The organism is Miniimonas arenae (assembly GCF_006351005.1).
Classification (GTDB): Bacteria; Actinomycetota; Actinomycetes; order Actinomycetales; family Beutenbergiaceae; genus Miniimonas; species Miniimonas arenae.
On the sequence record NZ_VENP01000006.1, the window covers coordinates 22,543 to 43,811 of the forward strand.

Here is a 21,269-nt window from a genome sequence, read left to right on the forward strand (position 1 = left end):
GTCTCTCATCCCACGGGGAGCGTGACGACCGCCCGCAACCCGCCGAGCGCGGAGTCCGCGAGCACCACGTCGCCGCCCTGCTCGCGCGCGAGCTCACGCGCGATCGCCAGCCCGAGCCCCGACCCGCCCGCGTCGCGCTCGCGCGCCGCGTCGAGCCGCACGAACCGCTCGAACACCCGCTCCCGCTCGGCCACGGCGATGCCGGCGCCGTCGTCGTCGACGGCGAACTCGCCGTCGGACACCTCGATCCGCACCCGGCCGACGGCGTGCCGCACGCCGTTCGCCACGAGGTTGCGCACGACCCGGGCCAGCACCTCGGCGTCAGCGAGCGCCACGCCCTCGCCCCGCACGTCCAGCGACACCTCGCCGGACCGCGCGGCAGCGGCCGCGGCGCCCTCGGCCACCGCCGCACGCGCGACGTCGGCGAGCGCCACCCGCTCGCGAGCGAGCGGCCGCGAGCCGACCCGCGCGAGCAGCAGGAGGTCCTCCACGAGCACCTCCATGCGGCGCACACCGTCGTCGAGGTCGGGCACGAGCTCCGCGGCGGGGTAGGCCTGCGGGTGCTCGCGTGCGACGTCGAGCGCGGCCCGCAGGCCGGTGATCGGCGAGCGCAGCTCGTGCGCCGCGTCCGCGACGAACGCCCGCTGCCGGGTCGCCGCCTCGTGCTCGCGTCGAGCGGACCGCTGGGCCGCCTGCACGGCGCCGTCGAGCCGGTCGAGCATCGCGTTGAGCGTGGTCGCGAGCGCGGCGAGCTCGCCCGAGGCGGGGACGGGGAGCGAGCCGCGGCCGCCCTCGGCCGCGACGGCGTCCGCCGCCACGCGCAGGTCCTCCACCGGCCGCAGCGCGCGGCCGAGGACCACCCACACCACGGCGCCCAGGCCCAGGACGAGCACGGGCACCACCGCGACGAGGGCGAGCGCCAGGGCGCGGATCGTCGCGGCCACGTCGCCGAGCGGGACGGCCGCGACGACGAGGTCGCCCGCTGTCGACCCGTCGGTCGCCGTCGTCCCGTCGGTCGCCGTCGACCCGTCGGCGCCCGGTACCGCCAGCACCGCGACCCGCGCGGATCCGGTGTAGGCGCTGTCCGCCGTCGTGAGCGCGGGCTCGCCCGTCCGCGCGGACTCGGCCGCCTCGTCCGCCACGTCGGCGAGCGACACCACCGGGAGCGTGAGCGACGCGTTGGCCGAGGTCGCCACGACCCGACCCTCGCCGTCGAGCACCTGCACCACCTCGCCGGGCGCGACTACGCCGAGGGCGTCGGGCACCTGGTCGGAGGCCACGAGCGAGGCGACGGTGCGCGCCCGCGTGGCCGCGGCGTCGTCGAGCGCCTCGACGCGGCCGCCCTCGAGGAGACGGACGAGCACGACGGCGCCGATCACCAGCGCGAGCGCCACCACCCCCGTGGTGAGCAGGGTGAGGCGCCAGCGCAGGGTGCCGCGCGCGCCGGCCGCGCGACTCGCCCCCTCCGGCCGGTCCGCACCCGCCGGTCGGTCCGCGCCCGCCGGCCGATCCGCGCCCGACCGCTTGGGCGTCGCCGACCTCATCCGACCATCCGGTACCCGGCACCCCGCACCGTCGCGATCCGCTCGCGCCCGAGCTTGCGGCGAAGGTACCCCACGTACTGCTCGACGACGTTGACCTCGGCCGTCTCGGCGCCGCGCTCCCACGCCGACTCCCTTGCTCCCGCCCACACGTGGTCGAGCAGCTCGGTCTTGCCCACGACGCGGTCGGCGTGCCGCATGAGGTACTCCAGCACCCCCAGCTCGCGCACCGTCAGCTCGACCCGCTCGTCCCCGACGCTCACCTCGTGCGTCGCGGGGTCGAGGCGCACGTCGCCGACGGCGAGCGCGGCCGGGCGCGGGGTCGCCGGCCGCCGCGCGATCGCCCGGATCCGCGCCACGAGGACGACGAACGAGAACGGCTTGGTGAGGTAGTCGTCGGCACCGACGTCGAGCCCGTCGGCGACGTCGTGGTCGCCGTCCTTCGCCGACAGCAGCAGCACGGGCGTCCAGACACCCTCCGCGCGCAGCGTGGTCACGACGTCGTACCCGCTGCGCCCTGGCAGCATCACGTCGAGCACGATCGCGTCGTAGTTGCCGTAGCGCGCGAGCTCGAGGCCCGCCCGGCCGTCGTGCGCGACGTCGACGGCGAACCCCTCGGCGGTCAGCCCGCGGTGCAGCGCACGCGTGAGGGCCCGCTCGTCGTCCACCACCAGCAGCCGCATGCCCCCAGCATCCTCGATCGTCGAGCCGCATGCGCCCACCAGCGGGTCCGGTCGTCTCAGGGTTTCCTCAGGCAGCGCGAGGCAGGCTGGGCGCATGACGAGCCCCGACCGCACCCCCGAGTCGACCGACCCGATCGCCACGTCCCCCACCGGCCCGACGCCCCGGACCCGCGCCCGCGCCCGCTGGGCCGTCCCCGCCGTCGCCGTGGTCGCCGTCGGCGCCGCCTTCACGATCCCGGCCATCGCCTCGGCCGACTCCCCCGACCTGCCCGACGTCACCGCAGAGCAGCTGCTCGCCTCGGTCGCCTCGGCCGAGCCGACCCCGCTGTCCGGCACCGCCGTCTACACCGCGCGGCTCGGGCTGCCCGAGGTGTCGGCCGAGCTGACCGGCGGCGCCGATCCACTCAACCTCCTCTCGGGCTCCTCGACGATCCGCGTGTGGTCCGACGGCTCCGACCGCTCCCGGGTCTCGCTGCTCGGCGCCACCTCGGAGTACTCGGTCGTCACCGACGGCACGCAGGTCTGGACCTACTCCTCGGGCAAGGACGAGGTGCGCCACGTCTCCCTCGACGACCAGCTCAGCGGCATGCTCACCGTGCTCGAGCAGCAGCAGGCGGCCAAGGCCTCGACCGCGGACGTCCCGACGCCCGACGAGCTCGCCACGCAGATTCTCGACCACGCGCGGGAGGACTCCGACATCACGGTGACCGACCCGGTGACCGTAGCCGGCCGGTCCGCGTACGAGGTCCGGATCGTGCCCACGACAACCGGGACCCTCGTGGACGAGGTGCTCATCGCCGTCGACGGCGAGACCTCGGTCCCGCTCTCGGTCCAGGTGTTCTCCACGCAGGACCCCGACTCCCCCGCGCTCGAGCTCGCCTTCACGGACGTCTCGTTCACCACCCCGAGCGACGAGGCGCTGGCCTTCTCCGCGCCCGCGGGCGCGACCGTGAACGAGAAGGTGCTCACGCTCGCCGACCTCGACCCGGACGGCACCCTCACGGGCGCGCTGACCGGCGCGACGGACGGGGCGCTCGACGGCGGAGCCTGGGCCGATCAGCACGCGGACGCCTCGGGCACGCCGACCCTCCCCGAGGGCGTGAGCGTGACCGGCGAGGGGTGGGCCACGGTGGTGCAGCGCGACGGCGTCGACGTCGCCGGGCTGCTCTCCGGCGACCCGGCCGCGGTGGCCGAGCTCGCGGGTGAGGACTCCCCGTTCGGCGACTCGGCCAACGGCGACCTGTTCGGCGAGTTCGCCGGCGACGGCGACGGCCCCGGCCTCTCGCTGGACACCTCGGCGCTCTACGACCAGCTCACCACGCCGGTCGACGGCGGTCGGGTGCTCTCCTCGGCGCTGCTGTCCGTCCTCGTGACCGACGACGGCCGCGTGCTCGTGGGCTCGGTGCCCACGCAGACGCTCCTGCAGACCGCCGGGCTCGCGTGAGCGAGGCGGCCACGGCGGCCGACGTGGCCGCAGCCCCCGAGGCGCAGCGCGCCTCGGGGGCGCCCGCTGCCTCGGAGGCAGCGCCGACGGACGTCACCTCGCCGGGAGGCACGTCGCCGGCGGTCGCCCACCGGGCCCGCCCCGCGGTGCCCGCCACCCACCCCGCGCCCGACGGCGAGCAGCACCCGGGCGTCGACCTCGCCGTCCGCACCGCCGGGCTGACCAAGCGTTTCCGCACGGGTCAGCTCGCCGTCGACGGCGTGGACCTCGCGGTCCCGCGCGGCGCGGTCTACGGCTTTCTCGGGCCGAACGGCTCGGGCAAGACCACGACGATCCGGATGCTGCTCGGCCTCGTCACGCCGACCGCGGGCCGGGCGTGGCTGCTGGGCGAGGCGATGCCCGAGGGCTCCGCGCGCGTGCTGCCGCGGGTCGGCGCCCTCGTCGAGGGTCCGGCGTTCCAGCCCTACCTCACCGGCGCCGCGAACCTCGAGCGGCTCGACGCCGCCGACGCGACGGTGGACGCGCGCGGCTCCCGCGCCCGGGTCGGCACCGCGCTCGAACGGGTCGGCCTCATGGCGGCCGCCGGCAAGCGGTACCGCCAGTACTCCCTCGGGATGAAGCAGCGCCTCGGCCTCGCCGCGGCGCTGCTGCGCCCCCGGGACCTCGTCGTGCTCGACGAGCCGACGAACGGCCTCGACCCGCAGGGCACGCGCGAAGTACGCGCGCTCGTGCGCGAGCTCGCCGACGACGGCGCCACCGTGCTCGTCTCCTCGCACCTGCTGGCGGAGATCGACCAGGTCTGCAGCCACGTCGGGGTGATGAGCCGCGGCCGGCTGCTCGTGCAGGGCGAGCGCGAGGCGCTCGTCGCGAGCCGTGCGGGCACCGCGACGCTCACCACGACCCCTGCGGGCGAGGCACTCGTCGCGACCGCGCTGCCCGGTGCGGCGTCCGTAGCGGGCGTCGAGCCGGGTGCGGACGGCGCCGTCGTGCTCACGCTCGCGCTCGGCGAGGCGCCCTTCGAGGCGCTCGCCCCCGCGCTCGTGGCGGGCGGTGTGCCCGTCCTCGGGCTCGCGCAGGTGCGCCCGAGCCTGGAGGACGTGTTCGTGGAGCTGACCGGGGAGGGCTTCGATGTCGCGCGCTGAGGCCACGTCGCCGGCGGTCGGCGGGTCCGCTGCCACCGCCACCGCCGCTGCCACTGCTGCGAGCCGCGCCGTCGGGACCGACGGCGGGCCGGGCCGGGCCGTCGGGGCCGACGTGTCGGACACCGCATCAGGCGGACCGCGCACGTCCCGCGCCCGCGCGACCGCCCGGCTGCTGCGCAACGAGCTGCGCCTCGTGCTCGGCCGCCGCCGCAACCAGCTCCTCCTCGCGCTGCTCACCGCGGTGCCCGTGCTGCTCGGGATCATGCTCGCGATCGTGAGCGACTCCGCGTACGCGGGACAGGGACCCGGGTTCATCTCGCGGGTCGCGGGGAACGGGCTGTTCCTCGTCGTGACGTCGCTGTTCCTCTGCCTGCCGTTCCTGCTCCCCCTCGTGGTGAGCATCGCGTCGGGCGACGCGGTGGCCGGCGAGGCCGGCGCCGGGACGCTGCGCTACCTGCTCCTCGTGCCCATCCCGCGCGGCCGGCTCCTGCTGGTCAAGGCCGCGGGTGCGCTCGTGCTCGTGCTCGCGGGCGTCCTGCTCGTGGCGGCGGCCGCGTTCCTCACGGGCGGGCTGCTGTTCGGGTTCGGCGACCTCACGCTGCTCTCGGGCCAGAGCGTGGGCACCGGGGCCGGCGTCGTCCGCATGCTCGGCGTGACGGCGTACGTCGCGATGTCCCTCACGGGGCTGATCGCCGTCGGGCTGTTCTTCTCCACGCTGACGGAGGTCGCGATCGGCGCGATGGCCGCGACCGTGGTGGTCTCGGTGGTCTCCACGGTGCTCGACTCGCTCCCCCAGCTCGCCGCGATCCACCCCTACCTGCTCACGCACCACTGGTTCGACTTCGCGGAGTTCCTGCGCTGGGACGTCTCGGCGGGCGTGCTCTTGCAGGGCGTGGCCGTCCAGGCCGCCTGGGTCGCCGTCTTCGGCTCGCTCGCCTGGGCGCGGTTCACGACGGCGGACATCACCTCCTGAGCCCGCCCGCTCCGGCGGTCGGTTCGCCGGCGGCGTTGCCTCTCTCCCCCATTGCTCTAATGGTTTGATACATTGCGACCATGAGCATCGCGTTGCCGCTCCTCGTCCTCGCTCTCGTCGTCGTTGCCGCCGTGCTCGTGGCGCGGCTCGTCCTGCAGGGGTCGCCGGGGCCCGACGCTCTGCCGCTCCCCGAGCGAGTGGCGCGCCACGCCCGCCGGACGCGCTGGGTCCCGCCGACCGCGGGGCTGCTCGCGGCCGTCGTCCTGCTCGCGGCGCAGCCGGCGCTGTCCTCCCGGGTCGCACGCGCCGTCGGGCCTGACGGCCCGACCGGGCTCGTCCTCGCCCTCGTGCCGCTCGCCGTCGGCCTCGTCTGGGTCGGCGCCACCGCCGTCGCCGAGCGCACGTGGCCCGCGCCCGACGGCGAGCTGCGGCACGCGGCCCTCGCGCCCCGGTCGGTGGCCACGACCAGCCCTCGGCTGCTGCGCGTGCTCACGGCCACGTGGGGCGGACTCCTCGTCGCGGTCCTCGTGACCTGCGCGATCGTGGGCGACGGCAACAGCCTGGCGGTCACGTCCGGCCCGGTGACCACGTCGGCGGGGCCCTTCCCCGGCTGGGCGTACGGCGCGCCCATGCTCGCGGCGGCACTCGCGCTCGCCGGCCTCACAGTCCTCACCCTGCGTCTCGTGCGCCGACGCCCCGCGGTGCCGAGCATCACCCCCGAGCAGGACGCGGACCTGCGCCGACGCACCACGGGCGGCGCGCTCCGGGTGGCGCAGGCCGCGTTCGGTCTCACGCTCGGCGGTACGACGCTGGTCGCCGGAGTCGCCGTGCACGGCGTGACCTCGGGCCTCACCCTCAACGGCGAGCCGGCACCCGCGTGGGGCGCGCTCGCGCCGTGGCTCGTCGGCGCGGCCTGGCTCGTCCTGCTCCTGGCGATCGCGGCCACCGTCCCGTGGCCGGCACGCGCCGCGCGCGCCGCGTACCCGGCGGGCGTGCCGGCGTGAGCGCCGCACTGCACGTCGACCTGCGCAGCGCGGTGCCGCCCTACGAGCAGATCCGCGCCCAGGTCGCGGGCCACGTCGCAGCCGGCGCGCTGAGCCCCGGTGACCGGCTGCCCACGGTGCGCGATCTCGCGGCGGACCTCGGCGTCGCCCCCGGGACCGTCCAGCGCGCCTACCGCGAGCTCGAGGCAACCGGCGTGGTGATCTCGCGACGACGACACGGCACCTCCGTGGCGCCCGGCGCACCGCGACCGGCAAGCGCCGCGGATGGCGCACGGCGGACGGAGGACGCAGCCGACGCACCCGACGACGTGCGGTCCGCCGCGCACTCCCTCGCCCGCGCCGCGCTCGCCGCCGGACTCGCCGACGGTGACGTGCTCGACCTCGTGCGCGGGACCCTCGCCGCAGCGCGGGACCGCTCGAGGGCTCGCTCGCTCAGCCCAGGCTGACGTCCCGCTCCACCGCGCCGGCGGGGTTGAGGAACAGCAGGACCGCCCGCACGACGTCGACGCCCGCAGCGCGCAGCGCGTCGGCGTACGCCCGCAGCTGCGGTGCGTAGTACGCGGTCCGCAGCCCGAGCGCACCGACCGGCACGGCGTCGGTCTTGTAGTCGACCACCGTGACCCGCCCGTCGGTGTCCCGGACGAGCAGGTCGATGAACCCCTCGAGCACGCGGTCGTCGTCGAGCGGTGCCCCGACGAAGGTCTCGGGCCAGTGCTCGCGCTCGGCCGCCCACCGCACGAGCGGGCTGGCCAGGGCCGACCGCACGAGCGCCGCCACGACGTCGGCGTGCTCTACCACGCCCTCGGCCACGCACTGCGCGGCGACCGCGCCGTCGACCCCCTCGCTCGTGGCGAGGTCGAGCGACTGCAGCACGCCGTGCACGGCCCGCCCGACCGCGGTGCCGTCGCGACCCTTCGACCACGGCGGGAGCTCGACGTCGCGCGCCCCCTTCGCCCATCCGCCCTCGGTCGCCGGACCGTCCGCCGGGTCGAACTCCGACGGCGGCCCGTCCGCCCGAGAGCCGCCCACCGGCGGCGCACCGTCCGCGGGGTCGAGGTCTGACGGCGCACCGTCCGCCGCCTCGGCGAGGTCACCCCCACCCACGAACGCCTCGGCCAGGTCGATCACGTCCCAGCGCGCGCCGGAGCCGCCGAGCGCGACCGCGGGGTCCGTCCCCTCCAGGCCGGACGGGCTGATCACCGGCACGCGGCGCGAGCGCGCCTGCGCGGCCTCGACCCGCGCGCTCCACTCGGCCCAGGGCGGGGGCGCGACCGGGTCCCGCGGCAGGTCGACCGTCACCGGATGCGTGCCCGCCTCGAACACCGTGGCCCCGCGCACGCCCTCCCCCTCGACGGCCAGCAGCTCGGCGTTGGTGCGCTGCCCGCCCGTGCCCGCCTTGCGGTGCAGCGAGACGACGAGGTGGTCGCGCGCGCGGGTGGCCGCCACGTAGAGCAGGCGGCGCCGTTCGAGCGAGTCCATCTGCTCGTCGACGGGCTGTGCGGCCTCGAACTCCTCGGTCTGCACGTCCGCCTTGAGCCGCACCTCGTACCCGATGTCGGTCCAGAGCACTCGCACGCCGCGCGGGCTGATCGGCTGCGACGTGAGGCCCGAGAGCACGACGACCGGGAACTCCAGGCCCTTCGCGGCGTGCACCGTCATGATCCGCACCGCGTCGACGTCGGTCTCGGGCAGGATCGCCTCGGCCACCCGCGAGGACTCGTCGGCCTGCCGCGCCGCCCACTCCAGGTACGCGCTCAGGCCGCCGTGGGCGACCTCCGACCACGCACGCGCCTGGTCCACGACGTACCGCAGACGACGCCACTGCTCGCGGGCCCGACGCTGCGACGTCGCCGGGACCTCGAGCATCCGCCGGTCCGCCACGAGCCGCGCGAGCACCTCGCTCGGTGTCGACCAGCGCACGTCGCGCCGCACGTCCCGCAGGTGCGTGAGGGCACGCGCCACCGGGTGCCCGGCCCGGGCGGTGTCCTCGTGGACGGGCGCGAGCAGCGAGAAGGACCCCCCGTCTCGTCGCCAGGTCCACAGGTCGTCGTCACCGCAGCCGTAGAGCTGGCTGCGCAGCGCCGTCACCACCGCGAACGTGTCGGCGGGATCGGCGACGGCGCGCGCCGCCGCCATCAGCGCCCGCACCTCCGGCGCGGAGTAGACGAGCGAGCTCGACTCCGCCCGGAACGGGATGCCCGCGGCCTCGAGTGCGTCCTCGAGGTAGGGCAGCGACGTACGGGCCGGCACGAGGACGGCGACGTCGTGCCAGCTCATCGCCCGCTCGACAGGCGCTCCGTTCTCGTCCCTGTTCTTGTCGTCGACGACCGTCCATCCCTCGGCCTTGGCTCGCGCCAGGACGGCGGCCACGTCCGCCGCCTCCCGCTCGCGCAGCACCGACGCCCCGGCGCGCGGCAGGTCCTCGTGCGCGCGGGCGCCGAGCGCGGCCACGGGGGGCCCGACGCCCACGGCCTCGCGGTGCGGGGCCAGAGCCTGGTAGGCGGGCTGCGCCGCATCCTGCGCCGCGATGAGGCGCCCGAAGACGGCGTTGACCCAGTCCAGGATTGGGCGCGTCGTGCGGAAGTTGGTCGCGAGCCCGGTGCGGGCCTCGGGTCCGAACCAGTCCGCGACGTCGAGGAAGACGCGGATGTCGGCTCGTCGGAACCGGTAGATCGACTGCTTCGGGTCGCCCACCACGAACAGCGAGCCCGGCGGCGTCGCGATGTCGTGCCAGTCGGCTGCACCGCCGTCCGCGCCCGCCGCGATGCGCACGGCGAGCTCGACCTGGATCGGGTCGGTGTCCTGGAACTCGTCGAGCAGCAGGGCGCCGAAGTCCCGCTGCAGCGCGGCCCGCACGCTCGCATCGCGGCGCAGCAGCTCGCGCGCGAGCACGAGCAGGTCGTGGAACTCGAGCCGTCCGTCCGTGGCCCGCGCGCGGGCGTCGGCCACCACGCGCCGCGCAATCCACGCCGCCAGCGGGCGCAGGGTCGCGTCCGTCACGGCGTCCGCCGCTGCCTTGGCGTCGGCGATGAGGCTCGAGCAGTCCTCACGCAGGCCTGCGAGATCGGGCCAGCTCTTGGCCCTGCCGTAGCTCGTCTTCAGCGCCACCGCTGCGCCGAGAGCGGCGTACCGCTCACGGGCGTCCGCGGCCACGCCGAGGCCTCGGCCCCACTCCCCGATCGCGGCGAGCCGTTCGAGGAAGCGGTCGGAGGGGTCGGTGCACTCGATCGCGCGACCCGCCAGCTCGCGCGCTCGCGCGGCGAGGAGGTCGACCTCGGGCAGCGCGACAGCCACATCCTCGGGTGGGGGGACGCGCTCGTCCGCGAGGTCCCAGTCGTTGCCGAACGCGCGCGCGAGCGCCCGCAGGTGCTCGAGCGTGACGCCCGCGGACATCGCCATGAGCAGGTGCGGCGACATCGCGGGGTCGTCGAGCAACTCCCGGCGGGTGTCGCTCCAGCGCTGCTCGAACGCCAGGCCGGAGCTCACCTCGTCCGCGACCTCGAGCTCGGGCGGTAGGCCCGCGGCGATCGCGTGGCGGGTGAGGATGCGCTGCGCGAACGCGTGTAGCGTGCCGATCGCCGCCGCGTCGAGGTCCTCCAGGCCCGCGGTCGCGCGCCGCTCGCGCAGGCTGGGTGCACCGCCATCGATGTCGACCGCGCCGCCGTCGGCCCCGCCTCGTCGCACCGCTCGCTCCGCCCGCTCGACGGCCTCGAACGCGGACCGGAGCCGCGCTCGCAGCTCGGCGCCCGCCTTCTCCGTGAACGTGACGGCCGCGATGCTCGCGAGCGGCACGCCGTCGTCCAGCACGAGGGTGCGGATCCGCTCCACGAGCGCACGCGTCTTGCCCGAGCCCGCGCCGGCCTCGACGAACAGCGAGGTCGCCGTGTCGGTGCGGATCCGCCTCCGCGCGGCGGCGTCGGTGAGCGGCGCGCTCACGGCTCCCCCTCGCCGTCGTTCGCAGCGTCGGCAGGGCCGCCGGCCGCGACTGCCTCAGCTGCGGCCGCGGCGTCCGGGTCGGTGAGCGTGAGGAACGCGCGCAGCGCGGGATCATGACGCTGGCGCTCCCACCGCTCGCGGGCCTCGCCGTGCCCGAGGCCGTCCGGGTTGCAGTACCAGCACTGCACCCAGGAGAAGTCCGGCTTCTCCGGGGGCACGGGCGGCAGGATGCCGGCCGCGACGGAGTCCACGAGCGTGCCCACGGCCCGGCGATAGGCCCGCTCGGTCGCCTCGTCGAGCGCGACCGTCACCCGCTTGCCCCGCCCCACCGCGCGCTTGTTGCTCTCGTCGCGCCGGACGAACCAGTACGCGGCCTCGACGGCGTCACCCGGCCGCCCGTGCCGCGCGAGCGCCGCACGGGCGTAGGCGGGCAGCTGCATCTTCTGGCCGTGCCCGACCGGATCGGTCTCGAGGTCGCCGTAGGTGCGCGCGCTCCCGGTCTTGAGGTCGGTCACGATGAGCGTGCCGTCGCCCCGACGGTCCACCCGGTCCGCACTGCCGCGCAGCCGAACCGACCCGCGCTCGACGTCGAGCACCACCGCCGGCTCTCCCGCCAGGCCGAACGTCAGCTCCGAGGCGACCACGCTCGCGCGGCGCGCGGCCCGCCAGGCGTCGTCGTCGTCGAGCATCCGCGGCAGGTCGCGCCGCAGCGTGTCGCGTTCGAGCGCCCAGAGCCGCGGGTGACCCATGAGGCCGCGCGCCGACACGCGGTCGGCCTCCTCGTCGAAGATCGCCAGCAGTCGCGCGCGATCGGCCGCCGACCAGGGTGCGCCGTCGCGCGGGAGCTCGCTCGCCTCGCGCGCGAGGCGGTCGAAGCAGCGGTGCACGAGGGTGCCGATCTCGTTCGCCGGCGGCTCGACGACCTCCTCTGGAGCCTCGAGGTGTCGCACGCCGAGCACGCGCTCCACGAAGAACGCGTGCGGGCACTGCGCGACCTGCTCGAGCGTCGTCGGCGCGACGACCCGGACGCCGTCGGCATAGTCGGGCAGACCGTCGGCAACGTGCCGCAGGTCGCCGTCGTACCGCGTGAGAGCGTCCCCCGCGCGGGCCGCGAGCATCCCGCGGGCAGCGGCCACGGTGTCGTCCTCCCACGCCTGCGCCGCGGCGGCCCGGACCCGCCACTCCTGCGCGTCGGAGAGATCGGGCGTCGCCAGCAGCGCCGCCGCGAACGACGAGCTGGACGTGCGCACGCTCTCCGGCACCCGCTCCCAGTCCGAGGCCGCGAGCTCGTGGTCACCGGCGAGCTCGCGCAGCGACGGCAGGAGGAACCGTGAGGGGTGCCGCTGCGTGCTGCGCCGCAGGTCGCCCCGGGGAAACGAGGCGAGCGCCGGCGCCGCTGCGAGCGCCGCGAGGACCGCGCGGTGCAGCGCGTCGACACGGGTACGCAGGGGCGCCAGCCCGCCGGCGAGCCGCGCCGCCGAGCCCAGCAGCGCATCCTCACGGACGCGTCCCGGGCACAGGTCCTCGGCGAGCCCGACGACGAACACCGCGTCGACGTCGAGCAGCGCGGCCTCCCCGAGCGCGCTCACGTGGACTCCCTCGCCGAAGCGCCCCACGCGGGGCACCGCGGCGTCGAGCTGCAGCGTGAGCGCCCCGACCGCCGTCGCGAGGTCGGCGCGTGCCTCCACCGCACCGAGCCCGCCGAGCGCGTCGATCGAGCCGAGGAGAGCCACCACGCCGTACTGCTCCTCGGGCGGCAGGGCGCGCAGCGCCGCCGGATCACCGACGGTGTGCTCGAAGAGCTCGCGCAGCCAGTCCGCGAGCTCGGGCCACGTGTCCAGGTCCGCCCCGCGCTCGAGCATCCCGCGCAGGTTGCCGATCGCGTTCCCGAGCGCCACCGCGTCGTCCGCGTCCTTGGTGCGGTGCGCCGCGAGCTGGGGCTGCGGGTCGTCGCCCAGGAGCAGTGCGGCCGCCTCGGCCCGGCGCTCGGCCGCGAACACGGCCGGCCGGGTCGTCCAGTCGTCGCCGCCCACCACGCCGGCCTCGCGCGCGAGCCGGTCCCAGCGGGCGAGCGGCACCACGGCGCCGTCGATCCGGATTGGCGCCTCGCCCAGCACCCGGATCACCTCGGTCCGTGCGAACCGCGACTCCGCCAGCGCGAGCAGCCCGAGGAACGCGCGCGGCACGGCGCGCTCGAGCACCGAGCGCACGCCGCGACCGTTGATGCGCACGCCCGCAGCGGCGAACCGCTCGTGCAGGAGCCGGGCGTACGGCACCGCGGCCGGGTAGAGCACGGCGATCCGCTCCGCCGGGACGTCGCGCAGCCGGCGCACCACGTGGCGGACCACGGCCCGCACCTCGTCGTCGGCGTCGGACGCATCGAGCAGCGCACCCGCGACGGCGCGCGGGTGGCCCGCCGGGACGGGGGGCACCGCGAGGCCCGCGGCGCTCAGCGAGTCGACCACGTCGCCGTCCGCGCGCCGGACGTTGGCGACGCAGGCCACCACCTCGAGCGAGCCTGCGTGGTGCAGCGCGGCCACGAGGTCGACCTCGGCCGGCTCGAGCCGGCTCGCCGCGACGAGCAGGACGTGCCCGCGCGCCGGTCGCGCCTCGAGCAGCGCCGCGGCGGCGCGCAGGAGGTCGACGCTGTCGTAGTGCCGCGCCGCCGCGCCGTCGCGCACCACCCGGTGCAACCGGACGAGCGACTCGGCGACGGGGTCCGCGGCTGCCACCGCGTCGAGCTCCTCGTCCGTCCGGTGACGCAGCTCGCGATGCGCGCGCACGAGTGCACGCACGGTGCCGGGGTGCTCCGCCACCTCCGCGAACGGGCCGTCGTCCCCGGCGAGCGCGACGCGCCAGTGGGCCGCGAGGACGGCGGTGGTCGCGGGCTGGCGGGGCGCGAGCAGCGGTGCGGCCAGCTGCTCGGCGAACCGCGCGAGCGTCGTGACCACCACGCCGGCCACGGCCTCGCGAGCGAGGAACCGGCGCACCGTGAGCGCGGTGACGTTGTCAGGGACGAGGATCGTGACGAGGGCCAGCGGATCGCCGCCCTTGGCGGCGTTCACGCGCTCGCGCACGGCGTCCAGCGCGGGCCGGCCGTAGGGCTCCAGGTGCACCGTCGTCACGGATGCGACCCTATCCAGGCGATCCGACATCGGAGCCGGATCCGCCTGCGCGCTCCCCCGCGCCGGAGCTCGCCAGACACGGCGAAGCCCCCGCTCGAAGGAGCGGGGGCTTCGATGGTGACCCCAGCGGGATTCGAACCCGCGTTACCGCCGTGAGAGGGCGGCGTACTAGGCCGCTATACGATGGGGCCGTCACACATGTCCGGCGAACCGGGCCTCGAAGACCTTACCCGATGCTCGCCGTGAAGCGAAATCGAGCGGGTCTGCGCTGCGCTGGGGTACCAGGACTCGAACCTAGACTAACTGAACCAGAATCAGTCGTGCTGCCAATTACACCATACCCCAAGGGGGTATCCGGGCCCGGTTCGGTGCGCCTTTCGGGCGCCCGCCTCGGCCGTTCAACCGACGGGTGACTCTACCCGCTCATCGTGGGATCGACCAAACCGGGGGCTTCCGTGGCCCGCCGGCCGTCGGTGGGTCTGCCGCCGCAGGGCTGACAGCAGACCGACCTGCGGGCTCTGCCGTGGAACGCGTCACAGCCCCAGCAGCCCCTGCACCTCGCCCAGCGAGTGCACGACGGCGATCCCCGCCTCGCGCGCGACGTCCGGGTCCTCGAGGTGGACGCCTCCGCGGCGGGCGCCCGGCCGGTCCAGCCACACGGCCCGCAGGCCCGCGCGCTGCGCGGCCAGGGCGTCGGTGTCCAGCTCGTCGCCCACGTAGAGCGTCTCGCCCGGCTCGGTGCCCAGCAGCCTGCACGCCTCGAGGAACACGCGGGGGTCGGGCTTGCCGACGCCCAGCTCGTCCAGCGTCACGAGCAGTGGCACGTCGTCGGCGAACCCCGTGGCCGCGAGCTTGCGCGTCTGCATCGCGCGCGAGGCGTTGGTGAGCGCCCCGACGGCGAGGCCGGTCGACCGCAGCGCCGCGACCGCGTCCAGGGCGTCCTCGTGCGCGCGCCAGCCGGACTCGAAGCCCGCGAGGTAGACCGCCTCCCACTCCCCGAAGGTCTCCTCCGGGATCGCCGGCCCCGCGAGGGCCTCGTGCACCTCCTGCGCGCGCAGCAGCCGCTGCGCGGACTGGCTGAGCTCGCCGCGGGTGTAGCGCCGGAACGCGCCCTGCGCGTCGGCCCGCCACACGTCCAGCGCCCGGGCGCGGCCACCCGCGTCCAGGTGCGGCAGATAGGCAGCCGCCACGGCGTCGATCCCGGCCGCGAACGCCGCGCGGGTGTCCACGAGCGTGTCGTCGACGTCGAGCAGCACGCCCCGTACGCCGTCGTACCCTGCCGTGGCTCGCCCGGGCAGGGCTCGCCCGGGCAGGGCTGGTCCGGGAGCGGGCGACGCACCGTCGACTCCCGCGTCGGTCACAGCGCCCGACAGCCGGTCGGGCGCGCCGCCCCTCACAGCGTGGTGCGCAGCGCCGCCAGCCGCGCGAGCGTCGAGTCGCGACCGAGGATCTCCATCGACTCGAACAGCGGCGGCGAGACCCGCCGGCCCGAGACGGCCACCCGCAGCGGGCCGAACGCGAGCCGCGGCTTGATACCCAGGCCGTCGACGATGGCGAGGCGAAGGGCGGAGGAGATGCTCGCCGTCGTGAACTCGTCCACGTCGGTGAGCGCGGCGATCGCGGCGTCGAGGACGTCCGCGGCGCCCTCCTTCAGGGTGCCGCGCGCGTCCTCCTCGACGACGAGCTCGGCGTCCGGGACGAGCAGGAACCCGAGCATGCCGGGCGCCTCGCCGAGCAGGACCATGCGCTCCTGCACGAGGGGCGCGGCGGCGTCCAGGATCGCCCGCTCGCGGTTCGTGAGCGCCTCGTAGGTGTCGGCCGAGAGCAGCCCCGGAAGGTAGGGCACGAGGCGCGCGCGGAAGTCCGCGGGCGCCAGCAGGCGGATGTGCTGCGCGTTGATCGCCTCGGCCTTGGCCAGGTCGAACTGGGCCGGGTTCGGGTTGACGTCGCGGATGTCGAACGCGGCGATGAGCTCGGGCATCGTGAAGACGTCGCGGTCCGGGCCGATCGCCCAGCCGAGCAGCGCGAGGTAGTTGAGCAGCCCCTCGGGGATGAAGCCGCGCTCGCGGTGGTGGAAGAGGTTGGACTCCGGGTCGCGCTTGGAGAGCTTCTTGTTGCCCTCGCCGCGCACGAGCGGCATGTGCCCGAACTCGGGCACCCGGTCGGCGATGCCGAGCTCCACGAGCGCGCGGTAGAGCGCGATCTGCCGCGGCGTCGAGGACAGCAGGTCCTCCCCGCGCAGCACCTGCGTCACGCCCATGAGGGCGTCGTCGACGGGGTTGACCAGCGTGTACAGCGGCTTGCCGTCGGCGCGCACCACGACGTAGTCGGGCACCGAGCCGGCCTTGAACGTGACCTCGCCGCGGATGAGGTCGGTGAAGGTGAGGTCCTCGTCGGGCATCCGCAGGCGCCAGACCGGCTCGCGGCCCTCCGCGCGGTAGGCCTGCGCCTGCTCGGGCGTGAGGTCGCGCTCGGCGTTGTCGTAGCCCATCTGCGGCGGGCGGCCCGCCGCGAGGTTGCGCGCCTCGATCTCCTCGGGCGTCGAGAACGACGGGTAGACGTACCCGCCCTCGCGCAGCCGCTCGATGACGTCGGCGTAGATCTCCGAGCGCTGCGACTGCCGGTACGGGCCGTGCGGGCCGCCGACCTCGATGCCCTCGTCCCAGTCGATGCCGAGCCAGCGCAGCGACTCCACGATCGCGGCGTAGGACTCCTCGGAGTCGCGCGCGGCGTCGGTGTCCTCGATGCGGAAGACGAACGTGCCGCCCGTGTGCCGGGCCTGGGCCCAGTTGAACAGCGCCGTGCGGATCATCCCGACGTGCGGAATGCCGGTGGGCGAGGGACAGAAGCGGACGGTCACGTCAGAGGTGGGGGCGCTCACGGGAGTCCAGCGTAGGTGCTGCCCCGCCGCAACCCTCTCGGGGCCCGGCGTTGTCAGCGGCGCAGCACGGGGTTGGACAGCCGGCCGATCCCCTCGACCTCGACGTCCACCCGCTGACCCGCCACGATCGGCCCGACCCCCGCGGGCGTGCCGGTCAGGATGACGTCACCCGGCAGCAGCGTGAAGATGCCGCTCACGAACGAGATGAGCTCGGAGACCCCCACGATCATCTGGGAGGTGCGCCCGTCCTGGACGAGCTCGCCGTCCACCCAGGTGCGCACCGCGAGGTCACCCGGGTCCAGGTCGGTGACGAGCACCGGCCCCAGCGGGCAGGAGGAGTCGAACGCCTTCTTCAGCGCCCACGGCCCGGTCACGCCCTTGTCACGCGCCGTGACGTCGTTGGCCACCGTGTAGCCCCACACCACGTCGAGCGCCCGCGAGACGGGCACGTCCTTGCAGATCCGCGCGATCACGACGGCGAGCTCGCCCTCGTAGTGCACGTTGCTGGAGTAGGCGGGCAGCACGATCGGGTCGTCGGGACCCACCACGGCCGTGTTCGGCTTGAGGAAGATCATCGGCTCCTCGGGCACCGCGTTGCCGAGCTCGGCCGCGTGCTCGGCGTAGTTGCGCCCGACCCCGACCACCTTCGAGCGCGGGATGACCGGCGCGAGCAGCCGCACGCCGTCGGCCGGGAGCACCTGCCCGGTGCGCTCGACGCCCACGTACAGCGGGTCACCCTTGAGGAGCGCGTAGGACGCGGCCTCGCCCTCCCCCTCGACGACGGCGTAGCGGGGGTCGTCGCCGACGGCGACACGAGCGATGCGCATGCGGCCACCCTAACCGGGGGCGCGGGTCAGCGGTCGGGTCAGCGCCGGGTCAGCGCCGGGCGAGGACCTCCGTGTGCACGACCGTGAAGATCCCGTCGTCCGACTCCGCCCACGTCCGCCAGGCCGCGGCGAGCCGCTCGAGCTCGTCCGTGGTCGCGAAGCCGAGCTCGACGGCGTCGCGCGCCACCCCGGAGCGCGTGATCCGGTCCGCCCAGGACCCGCCCCAGAACTCCCGCATCTCCGGGTCCGCGAAGCACCACGTCGAGGTGGAGACGCTGTGGTCGGTGAACCCGGCCTCGCGCACCCAGCCCAGCAGCCGCCGTCCCGCGTCCGGCTCCGCGCCGTTCGCCCGCGCGACCTGGGAGTACAGGTACAGCCAGTCGTCGAGCCCGGGGACCTGCGGGAACCACTGCATCCCGCCGTAGTCGGCGTCGCGCACGGCCAGCACACCGCCGGGGCGCAGGACGCGGCGCATCTCCCGCAGCGCGCCGACCGGGTCGACGAGGTGCTGCAGCACCTGGTGGGCGTGCACGACGTCGAAGCTCTCCGCCACGTACGGCAGCGCCATCACGTCGCCCGGCTCGAACAGCACGTTGTCCACTCCGCGGGCGGCGGCCACCTCACCCGCCTTGAGCAGCACCTCCCGGGAGGAGTCGATCCCCACGACGCGGCCGGGCGAGACGCGCTCGGCCAGGTCGACCGTGATCGTGCCCGGCCCGCAGCCCACGTCGAGGAGGTCGAGCCCGGGGCCGAGGTCGTCCAGGAGGTAGGCGGCGGAGTTCTCCGCGGTGCGCCACGTGTGGTTGCGCAGCACGCTCTCGCTGTGACCGTGGATGTAGTGCGGCATCACGCCTCCTCGTCGCTCCTGGGAACCGCCTCGTCGCGCTCCTTCGCCCACCGTAGCCCGGCTACCCTCGCCGGGTGAGCACTCCGGACGGTCCCGCACCACGGTTCCCCGCGGGCAGCACCGTCCCCGCCGTGCCGCCGCCCTCGTGGCAGCCCGCCACCGTGCCGCCGCCTCCGCACCCCGTCGCCGGCGCGGCACCCTCATGGCAGCCCGCCGCCGCGCCGCCGGTCCAGCAGCCCGCCGGCCAGCCCGCCGCGAAGCCGCGCCGACCCCGCATCACGGGCATCGACGTCGCCCGCGCGGTGGCGATCCTGGGCATGCTCGTCGCGCACCTCGGCACGGGTCACGCCTCCGACGCGGGCTGGGGCGCCCAGTGGATGTGGATCTTCGACGGCCGCTCCTCGGCGCTGTTCGCGACCCTCGCGGGCGTGAGCATCACGCTCATGAGCCGGTCGGCCGCGACGCCGACGGACTGGCGCGGCGTGCGGACGAAGATCGCCGTGCGCGCCGCCATCCTGCTCCCGCTCGGCGGGGTGCTGCAGGCGATCGGCTACCCCGTCGTCGTGATCCTGTCGACCTACGCGGTGCTGTTCCTCATGGCGCTGCCCGTCCTGCGGCTGCCCAGCCGGTGGCTCCTCGTGCTGGCCGGCGTCGCGATGACGCTCGGCCCGGTCGTCGTGCTCGGCCTGCGCGAGGCGACCACCGGCACCGCGGCGCCGAGCGTGCTGTTCGGGTTCGGACTCGGCGAGCTGGTGTGGGGCTACTACCCCGCCCTCGTGTGGATCGGGTACCTCCTCGTCGGCATGGTGCTCGGGCGGGGCGCCCTCGCCGCGCGCTCGTTCGCGCTCGCGCTCGTGGGCGGGGGCACCAGCCTCGCGATCGCCGCGTACGGCGCGGGCTCGCTGCTCACCGCCGCGCTCGCGCCCGGCCAGGACCGGGCCGATCTGGGCTGGCCGCTCGCACTCGTGTCCGTCGAGCCGCACGGGAACTCCCCGTTCGAGGTGATCGGGAACGCCGGCGTCGCGCTCGCCGTGACCGGGCTGTGCCTCCTGGCAACGTCGTGGCGCGCGGGCAGCCTGCTGCTGTCCCCGCTCGCCGCGACCGGCGCGATGTCGCTCACGATCTACACGGTGCAGCTCCTCGTCATCGGCGCCCTCGGGGAGCACGCGGTGTGGTTCCCTGAGTCCAACGGTCCGCTGCTCGCCCTCGCGATCGGCTCGATCGTGTTCGCGACGATCTGGCGGCACTGCCTCGGCAAGGGTCCGCTGGAGCGCGCGCTGAGCGGCGCGTCAGATGCGGCCGCGCGCGCCGTCGTCCGCTCCGCCGCACGTCCTGCGCGATGAGCGCGGTCGCGGCGATCCCGCCGGCCGCGCCGGTCGCGTTCGGGCCCTCGGTCCTCGCGGCCGACAACTGGTCCGCGCGCGAGGCCGCCCACGTCCGACGCGCCGACGACCTCACGGCCGGCCACCGCGAACGCCGCGCGCGGGATGCGAGCCACGCCGTCGAGGACTTCCTGTTCACCTACTACCCGCTGCGACCCTCGCACCTGCGCCGGTGGAGCCCCGGCGTGGGCGTCGGGCTCGCGGGCGCCGCCGGCACCCGGTTCGACGGCGCGCGGTGGTTCGCGATGCACGACGGCGTCGCTCGCCTCGACGAGGCGGCCTACCTCGCCGATCGCGGCGCCGCGGTGCGCTTCCACGCCCGGCTGCTGCACGCCGTCGCGCACCGGCCGGCGACGTTCTCGTGCTTCGGGCTGCACGAGTGGGCGATGGTCTACCGCGAGGGTGAGGACCACCGCCACCCGCTGCCGCTGCGGCTCGGCGCGGCGGGCACCGACGCAGTGGTGGAGTCCCACCGCATCACGTGCAGCCACGTCGACGCGTTCCGGTTCTTCACGCCGTCGGCGCGAGGGTTGAACGTGCTGCAGCCCAGCCGCGAGACGCAGGTCGTGCTCGACCAGCCCGGGTGCCTGCACGTGGGGATGGACCTGCTCAAGACGGTGGTGCACCTGGGGCCCGCGGTCCCCGGCGAGCTCGCCCTGGACGCGTTCACCCTGGCGCGCGACATCCGCGTTCTCGACATGCGCGCCTCGCCGTACGACGTGAGCGGCTACGGCCTGGACGCGGTGGCGATCGAGACGCCGGCCGGCAAGGCCGAGTACGTCGCGGCCCAGCGCACCTTCGCCGAGCGAGCCGAGCCGCTGCGCGCGGCGCTGCTCGACGTGTGCCGCACGCTGCTGGGCGACGGCGACGCAGGCGCAGACGCCGGCACTGACGGCGCAGGCGCATCGCGGCGCCCCGAACGCTGAGATCCGCTCGCGCAGCGGCGCCCACGTCGGGACGTTGGTCCCGGGTCCGTGCGACGAACCCCGCAGGATCCTGGAACGATGCGGCGCACCCCGGTCTACTACTACTCCTCCTCGTCGGGACTGGTCCGGCTCTTCGCCGAGCGCCTCGGCCGCCCCGTCCACGACCTCTCCGAGCGCGAGGTCCGCCAGAGCCTGGCGGACGGCCCGTGGGTGCTGCTCACGCCGTCGTACAAGACGGGCAACCCTGCGAACGACACCATCCCCGAGGCCGTGCGCCGGTTCCTCGCCTCCCCCGCCAACCGGCGCCACCTGGTGGGCGTGATGGGGTCGGGCAACCGCAACTTCGGCCGGTACTACCAGCGCGCCGCGCGCGAGATCGCCGAGCTGTCCGGGCGCCCCGTGCTGTTCGAGTTCGAGCTGTCCGGCACGCCGTGGGACGTGCAGGAGTGCGTGCGCATCCTCGAGGAGCTCGATGCCGCGCTGGACCGGCGCGACGCCCTCCGCGCTCACGACTCGGACGCGTCCCCCGCGGCGCCCACCGCTGCGGCACTCTGACGG

At 75.6% G+C, this 21,269-nt stretch carries 16 protein-coding genes and 2 tRNA genes; 8 read left to right on the top strand and 10 right to left on the bottom strand.

The features are described 5' to 3' along the window. Positions 1–5: 5 nt before the first annotated feature. The gene (locus FH969_RS02970; RefSeq protein WP_139986007.1) at positions 6–1,544 is read right to left on the bottom strand and encodes a sensor histidine kinase; all 1,539 of its coding nucleotides are present in this window, start codon (positions 1,542–1,544) and stop codon (positions 6–8) included. Beyond that, complete coding sequence (locus FH969_RS02975) at positions 1,541–2,224, bottom strand: response regulator transcription factor (RefSeq protein WP_139986009.1); 684 nt, start codon at positions 2,222–2,224, stop codon at positions 1,541–1,543. The genes FH969_RS02970 and FH969_RS02975 overlap by 4 nt, the downstream gene beginning before the upstream one ends. 94 nt (positions 2,225–2,318) lie before the next feature. Between FH969_RS02975 and FH969_RS02980 the strand changes: the two genes are divergently transcribed. The 5 genes from FH969_RS02980 to FH969_RS03000 all read left to right on the top strand — a co-directional run bounded on the left by FH969_RS02980 (position 2,319) and on the right by FH969_RS03000 (position 7,233). Further along, positions 2,319–3,668, top strand: coding sequence for a LolA family protein (locus FH969_RS02980; protein ID WP_139986011.1), 1,350 nt, complete (start codon positions 2,319–2,321; stop codon positions 3,666–3,668). A 146-nt stretch (positions 3,669–3,814) separates the two neighbouring features. Next, entirely contained in the window at positions 3,815–4,810 is a 996-nt protein-coding gene (locus FH969_RS02985; protein WP_218975247.1) for an ABC transporter ATP-binding protein, read from the top strand. After that, entirely contained in the window at positions 4,797–5,783 is a 987-nt protein-coding gene (locus FH969_RS02990; RefSeq protein ID WP_108717818.1) for an ABC transporter permease, read from the top strand. Before FH969_RS02985 ends, FH969_RS02990 begins: the two co-directional genes overlap by 14 nt. 80 nt (positions 5,784–5,863) lie before the next feature. Further along, entirely contained in the window at positions 5,864–6,787 is a 924-nt protein-coding gene (locus tag FH969_RS02995; protein WP_108717819.1) for a hypothetical protein, read from the top strand. Next, positions 6,784–7,233, top strand: a complete 450-nt coding sequence (locus FH969_RS03000; protein ID WP_139986013.1) for a GntR family transcriptional regulator — start codon at positions 6,784–6,786, stop codon at positions 7,231–7,233. Before FH969_RS02995 ends, FH969_RS03000 begins: the two co-directional genes overlap by 4 nt. On the opposite strand, the gene FH969_RS03005 is transcribed toward FH969_RS03000, so the two are convergent. The 8 genes from FH969_RS03005 to FH969_RS03040 all read right to left on the bottom strand — a co-directional run bounded on the left by FH969_RS03005 (position 7,220) and on the right by FH969_RS03040 (position 18,403). Continuing rightward, the gene (locus FH969_RS03005; protein WP_139986015.1) at positions 7,220–10,723 is read right to left on the bottom strand and encodes a UvrD-helicase domain-containing protein; all 3,504 of its coding nucleotides are present in this window, start codon (positions 10,721–10,723) and stop codon (positions 7,220–7,222) included. The two genes, FH969_RS03000 and FH969_RS03005, sit on opposite strands and share 14 nt — an antisense overlap. Next, entirely contained in the window at positions 10,720–13,848 is a 3,129-nt protein-coding gene (locus FH969_RS03010; RefSeq protein WP_139986017.1) for a PD-(D/E)XK nuclease family protein, read from the bottom strand. The genes FH969_RS03005 and FH969_RS03010 overlap by 4 nt, the downstream gene beginning before the upstream one ends. Before the next feature lie 115 nt (positions 13,849–13,963). Continuing rightward, a tRNA-Glu gene (locus FH969_RS03015) sits at positions 13,964–14,039 on the bottom strand. Positions 14,040–14,121: 82 nt separating this feature from the next. Further along, positions 14,122–14,193 (bottom strand) — tRNA-Gln (locus FH969_RS03020). A gap of 188 nt (positions 14,194–14,381) precedes the next feature. After that, the gene (locus tag FH969_RS03025; RefSeq protein ID WP_246071669.1) at positions 14,382–15,104 is read right to left on the bottom strand and encodes an HAD family hydrolase; all 723 of its coding nucleotides are present in this window, start codon (positions 15,102–15,104) and stop codon (positions 14,382–14,384) included. Positions 15,105–15,241: 137 nt separating this feature from the next. Next, positions 15,242–16,729, bottom strand: a complete 1,488-nt coding sequence (gene gltX, locus FH969_RS03030; RefSeq protein ID WP_139986019.1) for a glutamate--tRNA ligase — start codon at positions 16,727–16,729, stop codon at positions 15,242–15,244. Between the two features lie 53 nt (positions 16,730–16,782). Next, positions 16,783–17,556 (bottom strand): fumarylacetoacetate hydrolase family protein, encoded by a 774-nt coding sequence (locus FH969_RS03035; RefSeq protein WP_139986021.1) that lies wholly within the window; start codon positions 17,554–17,556, stop codon positions 16,783–16,785. Between the two features lie 49 nt (positions 17,557–17,605). Beyond that, entirely contained in the window at positions 17,606–18,403 is a 798-nt protein-coding gene (locus FH969_RS03040) for a methyltransferase domain-containing protein (protein WP_139986023.1), read from the bottom strand. Between the two features lie 74 nt (positions 18,404–18,477). Here FH969_RS03040 and FH969_RS03045 point away from each other — a divergent pair, with 74 nt between their 5' ends. The 3 genes from FH969_RS03045 (at position 18,478) to nrdI (ending at position 21,266) form a co-directional block, all read left to right on the top strand. After that, positions 18,478–19,746: a DUF418 domain-containing protein gene (locus tag FH969_RS03045; RefSeq protein ID WP_139986025.1), complete on the top strand. Its 1,269-nt coding sequence runs from the start codon at positions 18,478–18,480 to the stop codon at positions 19,744–19,746. After that, positions 19,743–20,711: a 3-methyladenine DNA glycosylase gene (locus FH969_RS03050; RefSeq protein WP_246071670.1), complete on the top strand. Its 969-nt coding sequence runs from the start codon at positions 19,743–19,745 to the stop codon at positions 20,709–20,711. Before FH969_RS03045 ends, FH969_RS03050 begins: the two co-directional genes overlap by 4 nt. Before the next feature lie 78 nt (positions 20,712–20,789). After that, entirely contained in the window at positions 20,790–21,266 is a 477-nt protein-coding gene (gene nrdI / locus FH969_RS03055) for a class Ib ribonucleoside-diphosphate reductase assembly flavoprotein NrdI (protein WP_108717826.1), read from the top strand. Positions 21,267–21,269 lie beyond the last annotated feature (3 nt).

Coding starts and splice junctions, on each gene's coding strand:
- FH969_RS02970 (WP_139986007.1), bottom strand. CDS start 1,544: ATGAGGTCGGCGACGCCCAAGCGGTCGGGCGCGGATCGGCCGGCGGGC.
- FH969_RS02975 (WP_139986009.1), bottom strand. CDS start 2,224: ATGCGGCTGCTGGTGGTGGACGACGAGCGGGCCCTCACGCGTGCGCTG.
- FH969_RS02980 (WP_139986011.1), top strand. CDS start 2,319: ATGACGAGCCCCGACCGCACCCCCGAGTCGACCGACCCGATCGCCACG.
- FH969_RS02990 (WP_108717818.1), top strand. CDS start 4,797: ATGTCGCGCGCTGAGGCCACGTCGCCGGCGGTCGGCGGGTCCGCTGCC.
- FH969_RS02995 (WP_108717819.1), top strand. CDS start 5,864: ATGAGCATCGCGTTGCCGCTCCTCGTCCTCGCTCTCGTCGTCGTTGCC.
- FH969_RS03035 (WP_139986021.1), bottom strand. CDS start 17,556: ATGCGCATCGCTCGTGTCGCCGTCGGCGACGACCCCCGCTACGCCGTC.
- FH969_RS03040 (WP_139986023.1), bottom strand. CDS start 18,403: ATGCCGCACTACATCCACGGTCACAGCGAGAGCGTGCTGCGCAACCAC.
- FH969_RS03050 (WP_246071670.1), top strand. CDS start 19,743: ATGAGCGCGGTCGCGGCGATCCCGCCGGCCGCGCCGGTCGCGTTCGGG.
- nrdI (WP_108717826.1), top strand. CDS start 20,790: ATGCGGCGCACCCCGGTCTACTACTACTCCTCCTCGTCGGGACTGGTC.